Source organism: Actinomyces wuliandei (assembly GCF_004010955.1).
In the GTDB taxonomy this organism is placed as follows: Bacteria; Actinomycetota; Actinomycetes; order Actinomycetales; family Actinomycetaceae; genus Actinomyces; species Actinomyces wuliandei.
In genome coordinates, this window is sequence record NZ_CP025227.1 from 803,708 (window position 1) to 822,001 (window position 18,294).

Genomic DNA, 18,294 nt, shown 5'->3' on the forward strand with positions numbered 1-18,294 from the left:
GGGTGGGGTTGTTCGTCTGAGCAGATCCACACCAGCGGGACTCGCGTGAGGTTGGCTGGCACGGACGAGGCTCAGGTGGAAGATGTCAGCAGAAGGAGGAGCGGTGCCAGCACACCGCGACACCAGCAGCGCCCTCGACGCCGGCAGCGCTCGAGAGAGGGAGCCTGGCTCACGCTGTTGCACCCCACATCGACAGGCTCCACTCCGGCAGGAGTGGAGCCAGGCAGGCTCGCGCTGGTGCACGCCACCTGGAACAGCCCCAACAGGTACATGCCCCGCCCCCGCCAGCTCCCAGACAGCCCCAGCCGTCTCCGACTCCCACCGGTCTTAGAGTCCCACTAGTCTCGGGCCGGCCCCGGGCAGTCCCGGTCTGCCCCTGGTGGCGTCGGTCAGCCGGACCTGGCGCAGGGCGGCTGGCCCTGCCCCGCGCCGACGTGGGGCAGAGCGGGGCCGCCCACACTCCTCAGCTCAGTACCCCTCAGTTGTCAAGTACGCGTCAACGCGAGTCGTCAAGGCCCTGGTCAGGGTGCGAGCGTCATAACCCGCATCATGCGCAGGCCCTCATCCGCCACCTACTCCGTTCCGTCCACGATCTCCCAGGGTGGTACGGCTAGAGCCTGTCCAGGGCGTGCCGTCGAGGGCCTGCTGTCCAGGGGCGGTCAGTCCGGGGGATCGGGCGGCCAGGCCAGGACTGGTCAGCGACGAGCCGTGCTCAGGTCGGCCAGCCGCTCCCCGGAGAGGTACACGCGCAGGGACAGCGCGTCCAGGTTGGTGGTGTCCCCCGGGCGGTCCTGACGACAGCTCATGGTCGCGGGGCGGGCGGTCTCCAGGTTTCCTGGTGTGCTGTCAGTGCTCCTCGTGCTCCTGGTGTTCCCGGTGCTCCTGCTCCTTGCCTCGTCGGTGGTGGGGTCGCTCCGGTGCGCGACAGCGTCCTGGCTGTCCTGCTGCGGGGCACCGTGGTAATCCGCTGCGGCGTACAGGTCGCTGGCCGTCGCCGCGCGGGTGACACGCCGGGCCAGGGTGAAGGGCAGGGTGTGGGGTTGGGGGACGGCCCAGGTGGAGTCCCAGGCCAGGTGCCAGTCCGTGTCGTGCCCGTTGGGCAGCACGACCTCGACCTGGTCCAGGGTGCCGTTGACGACGACCAGGAGGTCGTCGTCGTCCCACAGCCGTCCTGAGCGCAGCATCTGGACCACGCGCGTGTGCGGGTCGTGCCAGGCGACGGCGTCCATCAGCTCACCGTCGCCACGGAACCAGGACAGGTCGGGGATCGTGTCCTCCTCCTGGACCTGCCCCGTAGCAAAGCGGTCCGGCCGTACCACCGGGTGGGCGTGGCGCAGATCGACGAGGAAGCGGGTCGTGGCGACCAGGTCCTGCTGCCAGGGCTCCAGGTCCCAGTCCACCCAGGACAGGGGCGAGTCCTGGCAGTAGCAGTTGTTGTTACCCTGCTGGGTGCGGCCCAGCTCGTCACCTCCCAGGATCATCGGAGTGCCCGCGCTCAGCAGCAAGGTGGCCAGCAGGTTGCGCATGGAGCGGCGTCGCAGGACCTCGATAGGTCCCAGGTTGAGGCCCTCGACCACCGGCCCCTCGAAGCCGTGGTTCCAGGACCGGTTGTCGGAGGTGCCGTCCCGGTTGTCCTCCTTGTTGTCCAGGTTGTGCTTGTGGTCATAGCACACCAGGTCCCGCAAGGAGAAGCCGTCGTGAGCGGTGATGAAGTTGACCGATCCCAGGGGGCCGCGCCCTCCGGGGTTCTCCCCGTTGCTGAAGAGGTCAGCGCTGCCCGACAGCCTCGTGGCCAGGTCCCGCAGGTCTGAGCCCTGACGGCCTCTGGACATCTCTGAGGGGTCATGCAGCCAGAAGGAGCGCACCGTACCCCGGAAGTGGTCGTTCCAGTCCTGGAAGGGCTCCGGGAACTGGCCGGTCTGCCACCCGCCGGGGCCCACGTCCCAGGGCTCGCTGATCAGCTTGACCCCGGACAGCACGGGGTCGGTCGCGGCCGCTACCAGCAAAGGGTGACGTGAGGAGAACTCCGAGGCGTGGCGTCCCAGGGTCACGGCCAGGTCGAAGCGGAAGCCGTCCACGCCGACCTCGCTGACCCAGTAGCGCAGCGAGTCCAGGACCAGCTGGACCGCCCGCGTGGAGCGGAAGTCCACCGTGTTGCCGGTGCCGGTGACGTCGACGTACTGGGCGGGACGGTGGGGCCCGTGGAGGTAGTAGCCGAGGTTGTCCAGGCCCCGCAGGCTCAGGGACGGGCCGTCCATGCCACCCTCACAGGTGTGGTTGTAGACGACGTCGAGGACCACCTCCAGCCCGGCCTCGTGGAGCATGGAGACCATGCCGCGTACCTCGTCCAGAACGGCCTGTGGCCCCGCCGCACGGGCTCCCGGCGAGGCGTAGGAGGGCTCTGGGGCGAAGTAGCCCAAGGTGGAGTACCCCCAGTAGTTCGTCAGCCCCTTCCTGACGAGGAACGGCTCGGTGAAGGCGGCGTGGATCGGCAGCAGCTCGATGGTGGTCACGCCCAGCTTCTTGAGGTGGTCCACGGTGGCGAAGTGGGCCAGCCCGGCGTAGGTGCCGCGCAGGTGCTCGGGCACACCGGGCAGGTCGTGGGTCAGGCCCTTGACGTGGGCCTCGTAGATGACGGTGCGCTCACGGGGCACACGCGGCCCGGGGACGACGGGGAAGGAGTCTCCGGTGACGACTCCCATGACCGTGTGCCCCACCGAGTCGAGCGTGGAGGGGTGCCAGTCGTGGGGGTTGGGGGACGTCGGGACCAGGTCCGGGTCCACCGTGTGCGCGTAGATCTGCGGGCCGAGGTCCACGCTGCCGTCCAGGGCGCGCGCGTAGGGGTCGAGGAGCAGCTTACGCGGGTTGTGCAGAAGCCCCTCACCGGGGTTCCAGGGGCCGTGGACACGGTAGCCGTAGCGCTGCCCGGCCCGAACACCGGGAACGTGGGCGGACCACACGCCCTGGCGGGGGCCGTGCATGCCGACCCGGGTCTCGCTGACCACCGTTGCGTCGGCGTCCACCTCCAGCAGGCACAGGTCCACCGCCGTGGCGTGGGCGGCGTGGACCACGAAGTCCGCACCGTCACCAGTGAGGACAGCCCCTAGTCTGTGTCTCGCAGGAACGTCGTGCGCTGCGCGCGGCGCAGGTGTCAGCACAGGTGTCGGAGGCATGCCCACTATTGTCGGGTCCTGCCTGGGGACGTACCAGCCGAAACCGGTGTGAGGTCTCACTCCGATATCACGGGTCACACGGGACCGCGGCACCTCAAGGCGGTGAGACAGGTAACCGTGCAGGTGACAGCGTGTCAGCGTGACTGAGCGCTCATGGGCGGGTGCGGCCTGGTGTGGCAGTCTTGGCCGCATGAAGATCGTGGTCTGCGTCAAGCACGTCCCTGACGTGCAGTCTGAGCGCCGCCTGGAGGACGGCCGCCTGGTTCGTGGTGAGGACGACGTGCTCAACGAGCTTGATGAGAACGCGGTCGAGGCAGCGGTCAGCCTCGTCGAGGCTGCTGACGACGGCGGGGCCGGTGGGCCTGGTGAGGTTGTCGCCCTGACCATGGGGCCGCACGACGCCGAGGACGCCGTGCGCCGCGCCCTCCAGATGGGGGCGAGCAGGGGCGTGGTCGTCAGCGACGCCTCCCTGGAGGGGGCCGACGTCGTCGCGACGGCGAGGACCCTGGCGGCGGCGGTCTCCAGGATCGGCGGGGTGGACCTGGTCGTCACCGGCATGGCCTCGCTGGACGCAATGACGTCAATGCTCCCCGGCGCCCTGGCGGCTGCCCTCCGACTGCCTGCCCTGACCCTGGCCAGCCAGGTGGAGGTCGCCGACGGCGCCGTGACGGTCACCCGGACGCTGGGCACGGTCCGTGAGGTGCTCAGCGCTCCTCTTCCCGCCCTGGTCTCGGTGACGGACCAGGCCAACGAGCCCCGTTACCCTAACTTCGCCGCGATGCGTGCGGCCAAGAAGAAGCCCGTGGACGTGTGGGACCTGTCCGACCTGGGGCTGGAGCCCAGCGCCGGGCCCTCGGTGGCGGTGGTTGGCTCCCGGGAGCGCCCGGCCCGGCAGGTGGGCACTATCCGCACTGACGCAGGCCAGGCCGGGCGTGAGCTGGCCGCCTGGCTGGTGGACAACAAGCTCGTCTGACACGCGCGGGCACAGCGGCCCCGGCAGGGGCACGCACCGGACACACCTGCTGAGAAGGAGACTGACCCTGATGCTTGACGCCCCCGTGCTTGTGCTTGTCGACCTGGAGGCCTCCGGGGCGCCGCAGGACGCGGCCCCGGCCGCTGTCTCGCTGGAGCTGCTGGCTGCGGCTCGTTCGCTGACCAGCGGGGAGGTGGTGGCCCTGGCGCTGGAGCCCGTGGGCACCGAGGCCGCCTGTGCGCTTGCTGCCGCAGGCGGCTCCCGGCTCCTGGTCGCCGACCTGGGCGCCCAGGCGGTCCTGAGCGCGGTGGCGGCTGACGCGGTGGTCGCCGCCTGCGGACGGGTGGGGCCGGGCGCGGTCCTGGTCGCCAGCGACTTTCGTGGCAAGGAGCTGGCGGGACGTGTCGCGGTCCTCCTGGAGTCGGCCTGCGTGAGCGACGTCTCCCGGCTGGAGGTGGTTGACGGCGAGCTATGCGCCTCTAAGCTGGTCCTGTCCGGCTCCTGGACCACCACGATGTCGGTCGCCCCCCACCGTGAGGGCACCCCGGTCGTCGCGGTGCGTCCCGGCTCCGTCGAGGTCCAGGTCCCTGCCGAGGCCGCCCCCCTGGGGGCCGAGCCCCTGGAGGTGGCCCCGAGCCCTGAGGCCACGGCGACGCGCCTGGTCTCGCGGGAGGAGGCCTCTGCGGTGGCTGGCCCGGCGCTGGGCGAGGCGCGTACCGTGGTGGTGGGCGGACGCGGTGTGGACGGGGACTTCGACCTGGTCCGCTCCCTGGCCGAGCCGCTGGGTGCCGCCGTGGGAGCCACCCGGGTGGCCTGCGACGAGGGCTGGATCGACCGCAGCGCCCAGATCGGCCAGACTGGTGAGACCATCGCCCCGCGTCTGTACATCGGGCTGGGCGTCTCCGGCGCCATCCACCACACGTCCGGTATCCAGGGCGCGGGTGCTGTCGTCGCGGTGTGTGACGACTCCGAGGCCCCGATCTTCGAGATGGCGGACTTTGGTGTGGTCGGTGACGTGAACGAGGTCGTGCCCCAGCTGGTCGAGGAGCTGGACCGCCTGCGCGGCTGAGAGGCGACTGGCTGTCCCGGACAGGGGGACGGCAGACGGAGTTGACGCCGCCGGACACCTGTGTCATTGTATTAGTGCAGCAATACAGATGGACCTGACGAGGTATCCGTCTGCTGCGCTCATGAGCCCCTTGTCCGTCGCGTCAGACTCGCCAGCCTGTCTAGGCAGGTCGGCGAGTCTGACCCTCACTCCGTCTGCTGCCTGAGGAGGACCGGTGCAGGTCGACGACTCCCGTCCGATCTGGATCCAGCTGGTTGACGACTTCCGCGTGCGGATCGTCTCCGGCCGGTGGTCCTCCGGCAGCCGTGTCCCCAGCGTGCGTGAGCTGGCCTCGGAGCTAGGGGTCAACCCCAACACCGTCCAGCGTGCCCTGACCGAGCTCGACCGCTCGGGCCTGACCGCCGCCGAGCGTACCGCCGGGCGCTTCGTGACAGCAGACCCTGCGGCTGTCGAGGCGTCCCGGCGCGAGCTCGCCGGCAGTGCCGCAGACGCCTACATCAGTGCTGTGACGGCACTCGGCATGGACCTCGCCCAGGCCGGCTCTGTGCTTGCCGAGCGCTGGCCAGCCTCCCACCACCAAGGAGAAGCCTCATGAGCCCCGTGAGCGCGCTACCCGCACCTGTTGACGCCGGTGGCAGCGATGACAGACTACCTGCTGCCAGCGCTGCCGCTGCTGTCGGCCCAGCCCCTGGTTCCAGCGCCCCGGCCGGTGGCGTCGAGCCGTCGGCCATCATCTCCTACGACGGTGCCGACCCGCTCGTCACCATCAGCCACCTCTCCAGGTCCTACCGTGGGCAGCACGCTCTGGCCGACCTCAGCCTGAGGCTGCCCGCCGGGCGGATCGTTGGCCTCATGGGTGCCAACGGCTGCGGCAAGACCACCTTGCTCAAGATCCTGGCCGGCCTGCTGACCGACTACGAGGGCCAGGTGCGCGTGGCCGGGCACGTCCCGGGGCCTCAGTCGAAGGCCCTGGTGTCCTTCTTGCCTGACGCCTCCTTCCTGCCGGCCTCCCTGACGCCGCAGCGCGCCGTGGCGATGTTCTCACGCCTGTTCCCTGACTTTGACGTGGCCAAGGCCCGGCGACTCATCGAGTTCTTCGGGCTGCCTCCCGAGCGCAGCTTGAAGAAGATGAGCAAGGGCATGGGGGAGAAGCTCCAGGTCAGCCTGGTCATGTCGCGCCGTGCCCGTGTCTACCTGCTGGACGAACCGATATCCGGTGTGGACCCGGCAGCGCGCGACGTCATCCTCGGCGGCGTCCTGCAGGACTTCGACCCCGGAGCCCTCATGATCCTGTCCACCCACCTTATTGCCGATGTCGAGCCGATCATCGACTCTGCCGTCTTCCTCAGGGACGGTCGCCTGCTCCTGGCGGGTGACGCCGACGACCTGCGCCAGGAGCACGGCACCAGCCTGGACGCCTTGTTTCGGAAGGAGTACCGCTGATGCTGCGTACGCTGCTCGCCCAGGAGGTCCGAGCCCTGGGACGCACCCACCTCCTCGTCCTGGGAGTTGCCGCCCTCGTGGCCACGCTCCTCGTCCTCGTCGGGCTGTTCGACCTGCCCGTCGTGAGCAGTGTGTGCCAGCTGCTGGCCGCCTCGGTACTGGCCGCCTCGGTGCTCGCGGTCTTTGTCCACTGCCTTGTCGAGTACTGGCAGTCTATGTACGGCCAGCGGGGCTACCTGACCATGACCGTCCCTGTGCGTGGCAGGGTCCTCTACGCTGCCAAGGTCGTGTACACGGTGCTGGCCACGGCGGCCGCTGCCCTGCTCGCCCTGGCCCTCTACGGCGCGGCCTACGCGGCCACCGCGTGGAGCCAGGACCAGACGGTGGCCGAGGCCTTCGCTCCCGTGCGGGAGGCTGTCGACCTCTTAGGGGCTGGCAGGATCTTGCTGACCGCTATGACGCTGCTGCTTATGCTGATCAGCTGGACACTGATGAGTACCGCCCTCATGAGCGTCGGGGCGCAGAGCCGTTGGAACCACCTGGGCTTCGGGGCGCCTGTCATCGGCTTCGTCATCCTCTACCTGGTGAGCCAGGTGGTGACCCTCCTGACGATGCTGCTTGTGCCCTTCGGTGTCAGCCTGACCACAGGGGACTTCATCTTCGAGATGATGCTCGGCCCCGTCATGGACTCCCTGTCTACCGGGGCTGAACCGGACGTCCTCGGGCTGGGCTTCCTTCCCGCCACCTGGGTCCTGGCCGCAAGCCTGGGCTGGTGGGCGGTGCGTGCCATTGAGAGGCACACCTCCTTGCGCTGACCTGGGTGCCAGCGCACCGGTGCTCCTGCTCAGCCTGGGTCCTGGCTCAGGCCACTGTCGCCTGGGCCAGGACCGTGTCTCCCTCCGGCCCGCCGTAGACGACCACGGACTGCCCAGCCGCCAGGCCCCGCAGGGGCTCGTGCAGGTCGGCCCGCAGCGTGCCGCCCGCCTCGTCCACGCTGACGTCGGCGGGCACCGGCCTGCCGTGGGCGCGCACCTGCACGGCCACGCCGCTCCAGCCGCAGCCGTCCGCCAGGCCGCCCCGTGTCTGCGGGTCGGCCAGCAGCACCAGGTCCTTGCCCTCGACCCGGGAGCGGGTGAGCAGCTCCTCAGGGCCCACGACCACCTCGTTGGTGGCGGGACGGGTCTCGATGACGTATCGAGGTCGTCCGTCAGCAGCGGGACGGTCCAGGCCCAGCCCCCGGCGCTGCCCCACGGTGAAGCCGAAGTAGCCGTCATGGGAGCCGAGCACCTCGCCGTCAGGGGAGACCACGGCGCCCCGGCGCGTCCCCAGGGATCGGGCAAGAAATCCTCGGGTGTCGCCGTTTGCCACGAAGCAGATGTCGTAGGAATCGGGCTTGGAGGCCACCGGCAGCCCCCTCGCTCTCGCCTCGGCCCGCACGGCCGCCTTGCTCGGTGCCTCGCCCAGGGGGAACAGCGCCCGGGCCAGGCCCGCCCGCCCGGAGACGGCCAGCACGTAGGACTGGTCCTTGGCCATCTCGGCGCTGCGGCGCAGCTCCAGCCCCTCCTCGTCCCCAGGGCGCCCGGAGGCGGCGCCCCCGCTCAGGCGCGCGTAGTGGCCTGTGGCCACGGCGTCAAAGCCCAGGGCCAGCCCCCGCTCCAGGAGGGCGTCGAACTTGACCCGCTCGTTGCAGCGCACGCAGGGGTTGGGGGTGCGCCCGGCCCGGTACTCGGTCAGGAAGTCGGCCACCACCCGCTCCTCGAACTCCTCTGACAGGTCCCACACGTAGAAGGGGATCCCCAGGACCTGGGCGGCCCACCGGGCGTCGGAGGAGTCCTCGACGGAGCAGCAGCCTCGTGAGCCCGAGCGGGTGAGCGCACGGTTGCGGGTCAGGGCCATGTGCACCCCGACCACCTCGTGGCCCGCCTCCACGGCGCGCGCGGCGGCGACGGCGGAGTCGACGCCGCCGGACAGGGCAGCCAGGACACGCACAGGTACTCCCTCCACTTGATCCGGCTCTCCGCCCGGCCAGCGCCCCAGCGGGTGCCGACCCAGCCACCCGACCCGCTGGCTGGTCCGTAAGCCCCTGGCTGGTTGCGCGGCCGACGGGCCGTGGCAGCCTACCGTGCCCCGGGTGCGGGAGGGAAGCGGTTCCGGTGAGGCTGTCAGGTCCCGCCACGCCCTGGCGTAGAGGTACAGGACGTAGAGCCCCCACAGAGGGCGCGGCCACGCACGTCGTGGCGAAGGCCAGGTGCATGACGGCCCGCATCCGTGAGGACGCCGGGTCGTGGGCGACGGCCTGGGCGCACAGCCACATACCGCTGACCAGCATGACGGCCACCAGGCCACCCAGTGCTGCTGCGAGCACCAGCGCGGTGCCTGTCGTGCGCACCACCTCGCCGCGACGCGCCCTCACCGGCGCCGCTCCCGGAGACCCTCGGGGGAGGCTCGCGCGGTCCATGCTCTCCTGGCCCCCTCCAGGGCCGCAGGCAGAACCTCCAGCAGGTGGTCGATGTCGTGCTCGGTGGTCATGGTGCCCATGCTCACGCGCAGGGCACAGCGGGCCGCCTGCTCACCCAGCCCCATGGCGACCAGGACGTGGCTGGGCTGCGACACCCCCGCGTGGCAGGCCGACCCTGCGGAGACATCGACCCCCGCCAGGTCCAGGCCCATGAGCAGGGCCTCGGCGTCGCAGTCCTCGAACCACAGGTGCGCCGTGGCGGGGGAGCTGGCGGCGTCGGTCGGCAGAGTCGCGTGGGCACCGCCCAGGGTGCTGGCACCGCGCAGCACCCGCTCACGCAGCCGCTCCATGCGGGCAGCCTGCTGCTGTCGCTCAGCCACCGCGAGCTCCACCGCTAGGGCCAGTGCCCGGGCGCCGACGACGTCCTGCGTCCCAGAGCGCACCCCCCGCTCCTGGCGGCCTCCGCCCGTGACCGGGGCCAGAACCAGCTCCCGGTGGGCCACCAGCGCGCCCGTGCCCACAGGGGCGCCCAGCTTGTGGCCGGCCAGGCTCACCGCGTCCAGCCCCCACGCATGGGGCTCCACGGCCACCTTGCCCAGGGCAGCTACGACGTCGGAGTGCACGGGGACGTAGCCTGCCTGCCCAGGACGGTGCGCGCCGGTAGCCTCGCGGACACGCTCCACCAGGGCGGGCACGTCCTGGACCAGCCCGGTCTCGTTGTTGACCGTCATGACGGAGACCAGGCTGGCAGGGGGACCCGTCCCACCGTGACGCACCGCTGCGTCCAGGGAGGCCGGAACCACCCGTCCGGCCTGGTCGACCTCTAGGAGGACCAGATCGGCCCCCAGGTGGTTGAGGGCGGCACGGGCCGAGTCCAGCACGGCCGGGTGCTCGGTGGGGGAGACCACCAGGCGTCCGCCCGGGACGGCGCGTGCCCGCCCGGAGACCACCAGGGCGTCAGCCTCGGTGCCCCCGGAGGTGAACAGGACCTCGTGGGAGTCCACGTCCAGCGCGGCGGCAAGGCGGGCGCGGGCCTCGGCCAGCAGGCCGGCAGCGTGCCGACCGCTGGAGTGCTGTGAGGCCGGGTTGCCACGTCCCGCCACGGCAGCGGTCAGGTCCTCGGCGACCTGATGAGCCACCTCAGGTCTCACCGGGCACGTCGCGGCCCAGTCAAGGTAGGTCCGGGGCGGGGAGGGCGGTGGGGAGGACACCGCCTCACCCTAGGACCTGCGGCCCCGGGCGGCCAGCCCGGCTGCAGGGACCGCCCTGCGGGTCGGCCTGGTGCACTCCCGCCGCCATCCGGACAGCCGGCTGCAGGGCCGCCCCCTCCGGGAGACTACGCTGACCAGCGGATGAGGGGAAGAAGGAGAAGCAGACAGACGTCGACGGACACGGGGGGACACAGGCGGCAGGAAGGCTAGGGTGGGTCTATGCGCAGTGACTGGCTCGTTGACCACCTGGCTCTGGCCCGCTCAGCCACCGACCGCGACGCCCAGCGCCGCAGCGACCCCGGCCTGCTGAAGGCTCTCGCCGCCGATCCTGCCACCCGGCTGCTGCTGGTGGACGCCCGCGGCAGGGTCGCGCTCGACGCCTCGGCACGGTGCTCTGACCCGCCCGAGGACGGGCTGGTGCCCCCCGACACCGTCGGCACGGGTGCCAGCGTGTGGGAGGGCTACCCGGAGGAGACGGGGTTCCGCCTGCCCGACCTCGGTCCGGAGGACCTGGACCTGGAGGGGCTGTCCACCTTCTACCTGGGGCGTGACAAGCCGGAGGACGGCACGGGCCCGCAGGTGGGGGGACCCGGCTGGCTGGCCGTCGTCGTGCCGCAAGGGCTGGAGGTTCCCGAGGCTCCCGGGCAGCCTCGGGGCGGGGCGGACGCCGAGGGTGCTGGTACCGACCACCCGGACCTGCGCCGGGTGCTGGGCAGGCACCCCCTCACCGCGCTGCGGGCGACGGGTGCCCAGATGAGTGTCCGTGACTCCGGGCTGGCCGTGACCGCCTCGGCCCTGGCAGCCTGGCACAGTTCGTCGCGCTACTGTCCCGCCTGCGGCGGACGCACCCTGGCGGTCCAGGCGGGCTGGGCGCGCCGGTGCAGTGGCTGCCAGGCCGTGCACTTCCCCCGGACCGATCCGGCTGTCATCATGGCTGTCACCGACGACGCCGACCGCCTCCTTCTTGTCCACGGTGCCTCCTGGGAGGACCGACGGTACTCCGTGGTCGCCGGGTTCGTGGAGGCAGGGGAGTCGGTGGAGACCGCAGTGCGGCGCGAGGTCTGGGAGGAGACGGGGCTGCGGGTGGAGGAGGTGTCCTACCTGGTCTCCCAGCCCTGGCCCTTTCCGCGCTCCCTCATGCTCGGCTACCGCGCACGGCTCGCCCCTGGCGAGAACCTGGCCCGCCCTGATGGGGAGGAGGTCACCGGTGCCGTCATCGTCTCGCGGGAGGAGCTGGCGCGGGCGGTGGCGCAGCGGAGCATCGTCCTGCCCGGGCGGGCCTCCCTGGGGCGGCTTCTTATCGAGGACTGGTTCAGGGGACAGGTCTCCCGGTCGACCAGGGGCACGTCTCCCGACTGAGACGTCACCCACGACCTGGCGCTCCCCGGCCAGGCTGTGACAGAGGCTGTGTGCGGCAGAACCTGTCCCGCAGACGTGGCAGGCTGGTCCACGATGAACCAGACCCGACTGAGCTCGACCCGACGTGGCCCTGCCCGACACAGCCCCGACTCTGCCGGTACCAGGGGCGGTGCTGAGACCCTCCTGGAGGCCCTGGACCCGGACCAGCGCGAGGTCGCCGAGCACCTGGAGGGGCCGCTGTGCGTCCTGGCGGGTGCGGGGACAGGAAAGACCCGCGCCATGACCTACCGCATCGCCTACGGGGTGGCGACTGGGGCCTACCAGGCCACCCAGGTCCTCGCGGTCACCTTCACCTCCCGGGCTGCCGGGGAGATGCGCTCCCGGCTGGCGGACCTGGGTGTCCCGGGGGTCCAGGCCCGCACCTTCCACTCCGCCGCCCTGCGCCAGCTCACCTACTTCTGGCCCACCGCGATCGGCGGACGCCGTCCCGAGATACAGCCCCACAAGGCCTCTCTCGTCGCCACGGCAGCGCGGCGCCTGGGGCTGGCAGCGGACCGCGCGGTGGTGCGGGACCTCGCCGCCGAGGTCGAGTGGGCCAAGGTCACCCTTACTCTCCCGGAGGACTACGTCCAGGCTGCCACCGCGGCGGGACGTACGGGCGTGGCCGGGCTGGAGGCCGAGACGGTGGCCCGGCTCCTGTCAGCCTACGAGGAGGCCAAGAACGAGCGCGGGGTCATCGACTTCGAGGACGTCCTGCTCCTTCAGATCGGTATCCTGCTGGACCGCGAGGACATCGCATCCCAGGTGCGCAGCCAGTACAAGCACTTCGTGGTGGACGAGTACCAGGACGTCTCGCCACTCCAGCAGCGCCTGCTGGACCTGTGGCTGGGACGACGTCGCCAGCTGTGCGTGGTGGGGGACGTGTCCCAGACCATCTACTCCTTCACCGGCGCCACTCCTGACTACCTCACCGGCTTTGCCTCCCGTTACGAGGGCGCGCGCACGGTGCGCCTGTCGCGTGACTACCGCTCGACACCCCAGGTGGTCTCCCTGGCCAACCGTGTCCTGTCCAGGTCCCGGCGAGGGGGAGAAAACTTGCGCCTGCCTGCGGGCGCCGTCGAGCTGGTGGCCCAGCGCCCCTCAGGGCCGCAGGTGCGCTTTGACACCTATGACGACGACGTGGCGGAGGCAGAGGGGGTCGTCGCCCAGGTACGGCGTCTGCGCTCGGAGGGAGTGCCCCTGAGCCAGGTCGCTGTCCTCTACCGCACCAACTCCCAGTCAGAGGTCGTGGAGCAGGCCCTGGCCTCTGCCCAGATCGGCTACCTGGTACGTGGCGGAGAACGTTTCTTCGAGCGGGAGGAGGTCAAGCGGGCTATGGCCCTCCTCCTGGGCGCCGCGCGCACGGAGAAGGGGCTCCTGACCGGGGACCTGGGTGCCGACGTGCGCACGGTCCTGGGCCGGGAGGGCTGGACCGAGGAGCCTCCCGCCGCGCAGGGGGCGGTACGGGAGCGCTGGGACTCTCTCAACGCCCTTGTCCACCTGGCCGACGAGCTTGCCTCAGCTCGCGGGATCGGGCTGGACGCCTTTCACGTCGAGCTCATGGAGCGGGCAGCGGTCCAGAACGCCCCGTCCGTGGAGGGGGTGACCCTGTCCTCCCTGCACGCGGCCAAGGGTCTGGAGTGGGACGCTGTCCTCCTGGTCGGTGCCTGTGAGGGGCTGCTGCCGATCTCCCTGGCGGAGACCGACTCCGCTGTGGAGGAGGAGCGGCGCCTGCTGTACGTGGGGGTCACGCGTGCGCGTGAGCACCTCGTGGTCTCCTACGCGCGGGCGCGCCAGCCTGGCGGCCGGGCCTCCCGCAAGCCGACGCGGTTCCTGGAGGGGATATGGCCGACAGACTCCGCTCCCGGCCGGGGGTCCCCCTCCCGGGGGTCGGCCAGGCAGCGCTCCAGGCAGGCGGCCGCCGACTTCGAGGCGGCTCACGACCCAGCGACGGTCGCCCTGTTCGAGGAGTTGCGGTCCTGGCGCGCCGACGTCGCCAAGGAGATCTCGAAGCCTGCCTTCACGGTCTTCCCTGACGCTACCCTGCGTGACATCGCGGTAGTCAGGCCTAGCACCCTGCCCCAGCTCTCCTTGGTGCGCGGGGTGGGGGCCATCAAGCTTCAGGACTACGGTGGGGCTGTCCTGGAGCTGATCAGGAAGTTCCAGGAGGGGAACAGCCCAGACTGAGCGTCTCTGTCCCGTCTCCGCCCTGTCGAGGTGCTGCCGGGGCGCGGGGCGAGCGTCCCTCAGACCTGGGAGCACAGGCACTCCTCGTGGCGGGACCAGCGGCGTGCGGTCCCGGTCGGCTCAGGTCCGCTCAGCTCGACGCCGGTGCTGTCCCAGTCGACCGACGGCGGCGGACCAGGTGCGCCGTCCGCGTCCACAGAGGTCGCAGGGGTGCGGGGGTGCTGTGCCGCACCTGCCAGAAGGCTGTCCGTGGCCGCCCTGGCAGCCAGGGCGGCTGCCTGGTGCAGGAGAAGCCGTTCCGTCTGTGGCGGGGGCAGCGTACGCATCTGGGTCGCCAGTGCGGGCCAGCAGGGGTCGGCGTCCCTCTCCCACAGGTCCAGGCAGGTGGCGCAGGGACCGGATGGACTGCCCAGTACGGGGCCGACACGCACACTGACCTCACGTACCACCACCGGCAGCTGGGGCAGGCCCTCCTGGGCCAGGTGACGGGCCTGGAGGGGCTCGACCACGTGGGAGTCCACGGTCAGGACCAGGTCGGGCCGGGTCCCCAGGGGCGCCCGGGTGCGGACTGCGGGAAATCTCGCTGCCAGGACCTGGTCTGCTCCATCGGCCCTGTCAGGGGCTGCCGACAGGATGGTGCCTACCCCTGCCTCGGCGAGCCACAGAGCCGCCTCCTGCAGGAGAGGCCCTGAGCCGTACACGGCGATCGTGGAGGAGCTCAGGACGGTGCTGCGCTTCCGGGAACCGGGGCGCAGACGCTCCCAGTAGATCGAGTCAGGACTCCCCAGCTCCGAGCGTGCGCCGCGCACGAGGGTGCCACGACGCTCCAGGTCCTGGAGGATCTCACGGGCACGGGCGACCGGTACCTGGGTGTGGCGCGCGGCGTGGTAGACGCTGCCGGTCTCCAGGGTCGCGGGAAGGCGGTCGAGCAGGTGCTGCTCCTGCTGGGACAGGCCCGTCAGGACAGTGGCGTGACCAGCCTCGGCACCGATCTGGCTCTCGCCCTGCCTGCGCCACAGGACTGGGCTGTATCCACGGATCCGCATCAGGCCTCCTTCTTGTCAGGTCTCCTGGGGCGGGCAGGTCCTCGCCCGGACCTGCGGTCGTGCCCGAGCCTGTCACGGGGCTGGCACCGGGGCCAGGAGCGTGGGCACTACCTGTGGACAGCCGTCCGGAGCCTTTCTGGTGGGCTCGTCCCGCGTCTGGAGCCTCCTGGTCAGTCCTGCTGGGTCTGGAGGGAGGAGCAGGTGGTGAGCCCGGAGGTGTCACCCGAGGCGATACCCTCCACCGCCTGGACGGCCTCGTGGAGAGTAGCGACGGCAAAGACCTGCATATCGTCCGGCTCGTGACCGACAACCCCCTCACAGTTGCCTGCGGGCGCCAGGAAGTAGCCGGCCCCGGCCCCCGAGGCCCCGGCCATCTTCTGCTGGATCCCACCGATCGCACCGACCTGCCCGTCCATGGAGATCGTGCCGGTCCCGGCGATGTCCTGCCCGCCTGTCAGGGACCCTGGGGTCACTTTGTCGACGATGGCCAGGGCGAACATCAGGCCCGCGCTGGGTCCGCCGACCTCGGAGAGGCCGAACTCGGCCTCAATGTCAGAGTCAGCGGCGATGTCGAGGTACAGCCCCAGCAGGGAGCCCGAGGTCTCCTCGGCGGTCTCCTCGCCGCTGTCTGTGGTGTCCGGGGGCAGCGTCGTCAGCGTGGTGGTGGCCTGCTTCCCGTCACGCAGGACCTCCAGGGTGACCTCGGTTCCCGGGTCAATCGTGGCCATGAGGTCACGCAGCTGGGCGTAGGTGGACAGCGTGGTGGGCTGTGCTCCCTCCGGGGTCACGGAGACCAGGACGTCGCCCTCAGCGATGCCGGTACCAGCCTGCTCCTGGGCCACGCCGGTGACGGTCAGCGTCATGGATATGGACTCAGCCAGGCCGACTTCCTCCAGCGCGGCGACCACCGCAGCGTCCTGGGAGCCAGTCATCTGGACCTCGTTACGCTCGTTGATCTCCTCCGCGGACACCTCCTTGGGGCAGACCTGCTCCCTGTCCAGCACGGTCTGGTCAGGTGACAGCCAGGCCATGACGACGTTGGCCACGGTCACGGGGTAGCCGGGGCACCCTGTCACCGAGATCGTCGTCATCATCAGCGCCCCCTCGGTGGGGTAGGTCTGGGTGCCACTGACGGTGACGAGGTCTTGCGGGTCGTCCTGCGAGACTGTGCCCAGCACGTTCCACGTCGGTCCCGGAGCCTCAATGACCCTGTCCACGGGGACCGTGAAGGCGGCCACGGCAAGGCCGACGACGAGGACCACTGCCGCCACCGGCAGCAGCAGGCGACGTCGGCCACGGGCATCGGCGGTGTCGTGGGTGTCGTCGGCATCAGGGGCGTCAGGCTTGTGTGCGGGCTCTGGCTGCGTCACAGCACCATCATCGGACATCTTCCTGGGGATTGGGGCGAAGAAGGTACTTGACGTCGCGGCACGGATGTGCGGTGATCTGTGTCGTCCTGCTGTCGTGGTCGGCTGTCCTGGTTGTTCCGACCAGTGTCCGGCCAGCCGGTCAAGGAGGCCCGGGCTGCCTCCCGGTAGCAGTCAGGAATGTGTGGGACCATGCCACCGTTGCAGGGGCAGGACCCGGGCAGCGTCCGGACGGTACCGGTCGGGTGCCGGGAGGCGTCTGCGCCCGTCGCACGGGTGGTGGCTCATACGCATCAGATGGCTGCGGTCTGCCTGCTGGTCTATGCCTGCCGGTATCCTGTGATCCTGAGAGAGGAATTCTATGAGCGAGGAGCCCGAGGACCCCTTTGGTGAGCTGGAGAAGATGCTCTCCTCCATCTTCGGTCAGCAGATGGCTGCCGACGCCGTGGCTGCCCTACGCTCGGCAGGTGTGGACCCCTCCGGTCTCTCCCAGCTGCCGGGGATGGCAGACGTGTCCCGGCTCAGCCCCGCTCAGCTGTTCGCGATGCGCTCCCAGCTGCAGCAGGTGTTCAGCGCGTCCACGACCGAGCCGGTCAACTGGACCGTGGGCCAGGACCTTGCCCTTCAGCAGGCCCGGGCACACAGCGACCCGGCCGTGACTGCGGAGGCTGGTGACACCACCCGGCAGGCCCTCCAGGTAGCCGACCTGTGGCTGGACACGGCCACGGACCTGATGCCGGCTCCGGGAGGGCGCGAGGCCTGGAGCCGCAGCACGTGGGTGGAACGCACCATGCCCGTGTGGAAGGACGTGTGCGCGCCCGTGGCGGAGGCCGTGACTGCGGCGCTGGCATCAACCCTGGAGAAGCAGATACGCGAGCTGCCGGAGAGCATGGGGCAGGCCGCCCAGCAGATGGGAGCCCTGGGGTCGATTATGCGCACGATGGCCGGTACGGCTTTCGGGCTCCAGCTGGGCCAGGCCATCGGTGGGCTGGCCAGGGAGGCGGTTGGGGCCACCGATACCGGGATCCCCCTGACCCGGGACCCGGGTACCGCGCTTGTCCCCACCAATGTCAGCTCCTTTGCCGAGGGGCTGGAGGTGGAGCAGCATGAGGCGCTCATGTTCCTCGCGGTCCGGGAGGCAGCCACGGCCCGTCTCTACGCCCATGTCCCATGGCTGCGGGGCCAGGTGATGGGGGCTGTGGAGGCTTACGCCCGCGAGATCCGTATTGATACCGACGCCCTGGAGTCCGCAGTGGCACAGGTGGACCCCAATGATCCGGAGGCTTTGCAGGCAGCCTTGAACGGGGGGCTGTTCGCGCCGCAGGAGACCAGCTCCCAGCGTGAGGCGCTGGAGCGCCTGGAGACACTGCTGGCACTGGTCGAGGGCTGGGTCGAGGTGGTGACTGCCCGCGCCGTGGCCCCGCACCTGCCCAGTGCTGTGGCCCTGCAGGAGATGATGCGACGCAGACGTGCCCAGGGTGGCCCTGCCGAGCAGCTCTTCTCCCGGCTCATCGGCCTGACCTTCAGGCCGCGCCTGGCTCGTGAGGCGGCCCGCCTGTGGTCCCACCTGGGGGAGCAGGCCGGGGACGCGGAGCGGGATGCCTTCTGGAACCATCCCGACGTCATGCCGACGGCTGCCGAGCTCGCCAGCCCTGAGGACTTCCTGACGATCCGTCGCGCCGCTGAGGACATGGACGCGCAGATGGACGCGGACCTGGTCTCCCTCCTGGAGGGGACCCTGGGCTACGCGGAGGGTGCCAGACGGGCCGGTGGCGGGCACAGCCAGCAGGAAGGCTCCGGGGAGGGCGTCCCCGAGGACTCTGGGGGCTCCGACGAGGAGCCCAGGGGGACCGAGGACGACGGCCCTGACCAGCCGGGCGCGGTGACCGGTCCGTAGTCGTAGCAGTCGTGTCGTGACAACCGGGAGGGGCCGGTCCAGCGACTGAGGCGAGCAAGGCGGAGGCAAGGT

13 protein-coding genes are annotated in these 18,294 nt (G+C 70.8%); 8 read left to right on the top strand and 5 right to left on the bottom strand.

Annotation, left to right across the window (positions count from 1 at the left end; all coding sequences use genetic code 11):
* Nucleotides 1-695: 695 nt before the first annotated feature.
* Nucleotides 696-3,173: a glycogen debranching protein GlgX gene (gene glgX, locus CWS50_RS03285; RefSeq protein WP_127841654.1), complete on the bottom strand. Its 2,478-nt coding sequence runs from the start codon at nt 3,171-3,173 to the stop codon at nt 696-698.
* 190 nt (nt 3,174-3,363) lie between these two features.
* Here glgX and CWS50_RS03290 point away from each other — a divergent pair, with 190 nt between their 5' ends.
* The 5 genes from CWS50_RS03290 (at nt 3,364) to CWS50_RS03310 (ending at nt 7,473) form a co-directional block, all read left to right on the top strand.
* Nucleotides 3,364-4,146: an electron transfer flavoprotein subunit beta/FixA family protein gene (locus CWS50_RS03290; RefSeq protein WP_127843202.1), complete on the top strand. Its 783-nt coding sequence runs from the start codon at nt 3,364-3,366 to the stop codon at nt 4,144-4,146.
* Between the two features lie 70 nt (nt 4,147-4,216).
* Nucleotides 4,217-5,215, top strand: a complete 999-nt coding sequence (locus CWS50_RS03295; RefSeq protein ID WP_127841655.1) for an electron transfer flavoprotein subunit alpha/FixB family protein — start codon at nt 4,217-4,219, stop codon at nt 5,213-5,215.
* Nucleotides 5,216-5,429: 214 nt separating this feature from the next.
* On the top strand, nt 5,430-5,810 hold the full coding sequence (locus tag CWS50_RS03300; protein ID WP_127841656.1) for a GntR family transcriptional regulator: 381 nt from the start codon (nt 5,430-5,432) through the stop codon (nt 5,808-5,810).
* Complete coding sequence (locus CWS50_RS03305; RefSeq protein ID WP_127841657.1) at nt 5,807-6,658, top strand: ABC transporter ATP-binding protein; 852 nt, start codon at nt 5,807-5,809, stop codon at nt 6,656-6,658. The genes CWS50_RS03300 and CWS50_RS03305 overlap by 4 nt, the downstream gene beginning before the upstream one ends.
* Nucleotides 6,658-7,473, top strand: a complete 816-nt coding sequence (locus tag CWS50_RS03310; protein ID WP_127841658.1) for a hypothetical protein — start codon at nt 6,658-6,660, stop codon at nt 7,471-7,473. The genes CWS50_RS03305 and CWS50_RS03310 overlap by 1 nt, the downstream gene beginning before the upstream one ends.
* 46 nt (nt 7,474-7,519) lie before the next feature.
* On the opposite strand, the gene mnmA is transcribed toward CWS50_RS03310, so the two are convergent.
* Both mnmA and CWS50_RS03320 read right to left on the bottom strand, forming a co-directional pair.
* Nucleotides 7,520-8,647, bottom strand: coding sequence for a tRNA 2-thiouridine(34) synthase MnmA (mnmA, locus tag CWS50_RS03315; protein ID WP_127841659.1), 1,128 nt, complete (start codon nt 8,645-8,647; stop codon nt 7,520-7,522).
* Between the two features lie 420 nt (nt 8,648-9,067).
* Nucleotides 9,068-10,327 carry a cysteine desulfurase family protein gene (locus CWS50_RS03320; RefSeq protein ID WP_127841660.1) on the bottom strand — a complete coding sequence of 420 codons (1,260 nt, stop codon included), beginning with the start codon at nt 10,325-10,327 and terminating at the stop codon, nt 9,068-9,070.
* 219 nt (nt 10,328-10,546) lie between these two features.
* Here CWS50_RS03320 and nudC point away from each other — a divergent pair, with 219 nt between their 5' ends.
* Nucleotides 10,547-11,686, top strand: coding sequence for an NAD(+) diphosphatase (gene nudC / locus CWS50_RS03325; RefSeq protein ID WP_127841661.1), 1,140 nt, complete (start codon nt 10,547-10,549; stop codon nt 11,684-11,686).
* A 93-nt stretch (nt 11,687-11,779) separates the two neighbouring features.
* Nucleotides 11,780-13,912, top strand: coding sequence for an ATP-dependent helicase (locus CWS50_RS03330; RefSeq protein WP_127841662.1), 2,133 nt, complete (start codon nt 11,780-11,782; stop codon nt 13,910-13,912).
* A 59-nt stretch (nt 13,913-13,971) separates the two neighbouring features.
* Here CWS50_RS03330 and CWS50_RS03335 read toward each other — a convergent pair whose 3' ends face one another.
* Together CWS50_RS03335 and CWS50_RS03340 are read right to left on the bottom strand one after the other, a co-directional pair.
* Complete coding sequence (locus tag CWS50_RS03335) at nt 13,972-14,958, bottom strand: hypothetical protein (protein ID WP_127841663.1); 987 nt, start codon at nt 14,956-14,958, stop codon at nt 13,972-13,974.
* Nucleotides 14,959-15,128: 170 nt separating this feature from the next.
* Complete coding sequence (locus tag CWS50_RS03340) at nt 15,129-16,328, bottom strand: YlbL family protein (protein WP_306821231.1); 1,200 nt, start codon at nt 16,326-16,328, stop codon at nt 15,129-15,131.
* Nucleotides 16,329-16,686: 358 nt separating this feature from the next.
* Here CWS50_RS03340 and CWS50_RS03345 point away from each other — a divergent pair, with 358 nt between their 5' ends.
* Complete coding sequence (locus CWS50_RS03345; RefSeq protein WP_127841665.1) at nt 16,687-18,222, top strand: zinc-dependent metalloprotease; 1,536 nt, start codon at nt 16,687-16,689, stop codon at nt 18,220-18,222.
* Nucleotides 18,223-18,294: the final 72 nt, after the last annotated feature.

What these genes read in the sequence shown, in the direction of transcription:
- CWS50_RS03345 (WP_127841665.1), top strand. Translation starts at nt 16,687, where the DNA reads ATGAGCGAGGAGCCCGAGGACCCCTTTGGTGAGCTGGAGAAGATGCTC.
- CWS50_RS03330 (WP_127841662.1), top strand. Translation starts at nt 11,780, where the DNA reads ATGAACCAGACCCGACTGAGCTCGACCCGACGTGGCCCTGCCCGACAC.
- glgX (WP_127841654.1), bottom strand. Translation starts at nt 3,173, where the DNA reads ATGCCTCCGACACCTGTGCTGACACCTGCGCCGCGCGCAGCGCACGAC.
- CWS50_RS03305 (WP_127841657.1), top strand. Translation starts at nt 5,807, where the DNA reads ATGAGCCCCGTGAGCGCGCTACCCGCACCTGTTGACGCCGGTGGCAGC.
- CWS50_RS03290 (WP_127843202.1), top strand. Translation starts at nt 3,364, where the DNA reads ATGAAGATCGTGGTCTGCGTCAAGCACGTCCCTGACGTGCAGTCTGAG.
- CWS50_RS03295 (WP_127841655.1), top strand. Translation starts at nt 4,217, where the DNA reads ATGCTTGACGCCCCCGTGCTTGTGCTTGTCGACCTGGAGGCCTCCGGG.
- nudC (WP_127841661.1), top strand. Translation starts at nt 10,547, where the DNA reads ATGCGCAGTGACTGGCTCGTTGACCACCTGGCTCTGGCCCGCTCAGCC.
- CWS50_RS03335 (WP_127841663.1), bottom strand. Translation starts at nt 14,958, where the DNA reads ATGCGGATCCGTGGATACAGCCCAGTCCTGTGGCGCAGGCAGGGCGAG.
- CWS50_RS03310 (WP_127841658.1), top strand. Translation starts at nt 6,658, where the DNA reads ATGCTGCGTACGCTGCTCGCCCAGGAGGTCCGAGCCCTGGGACGCACC.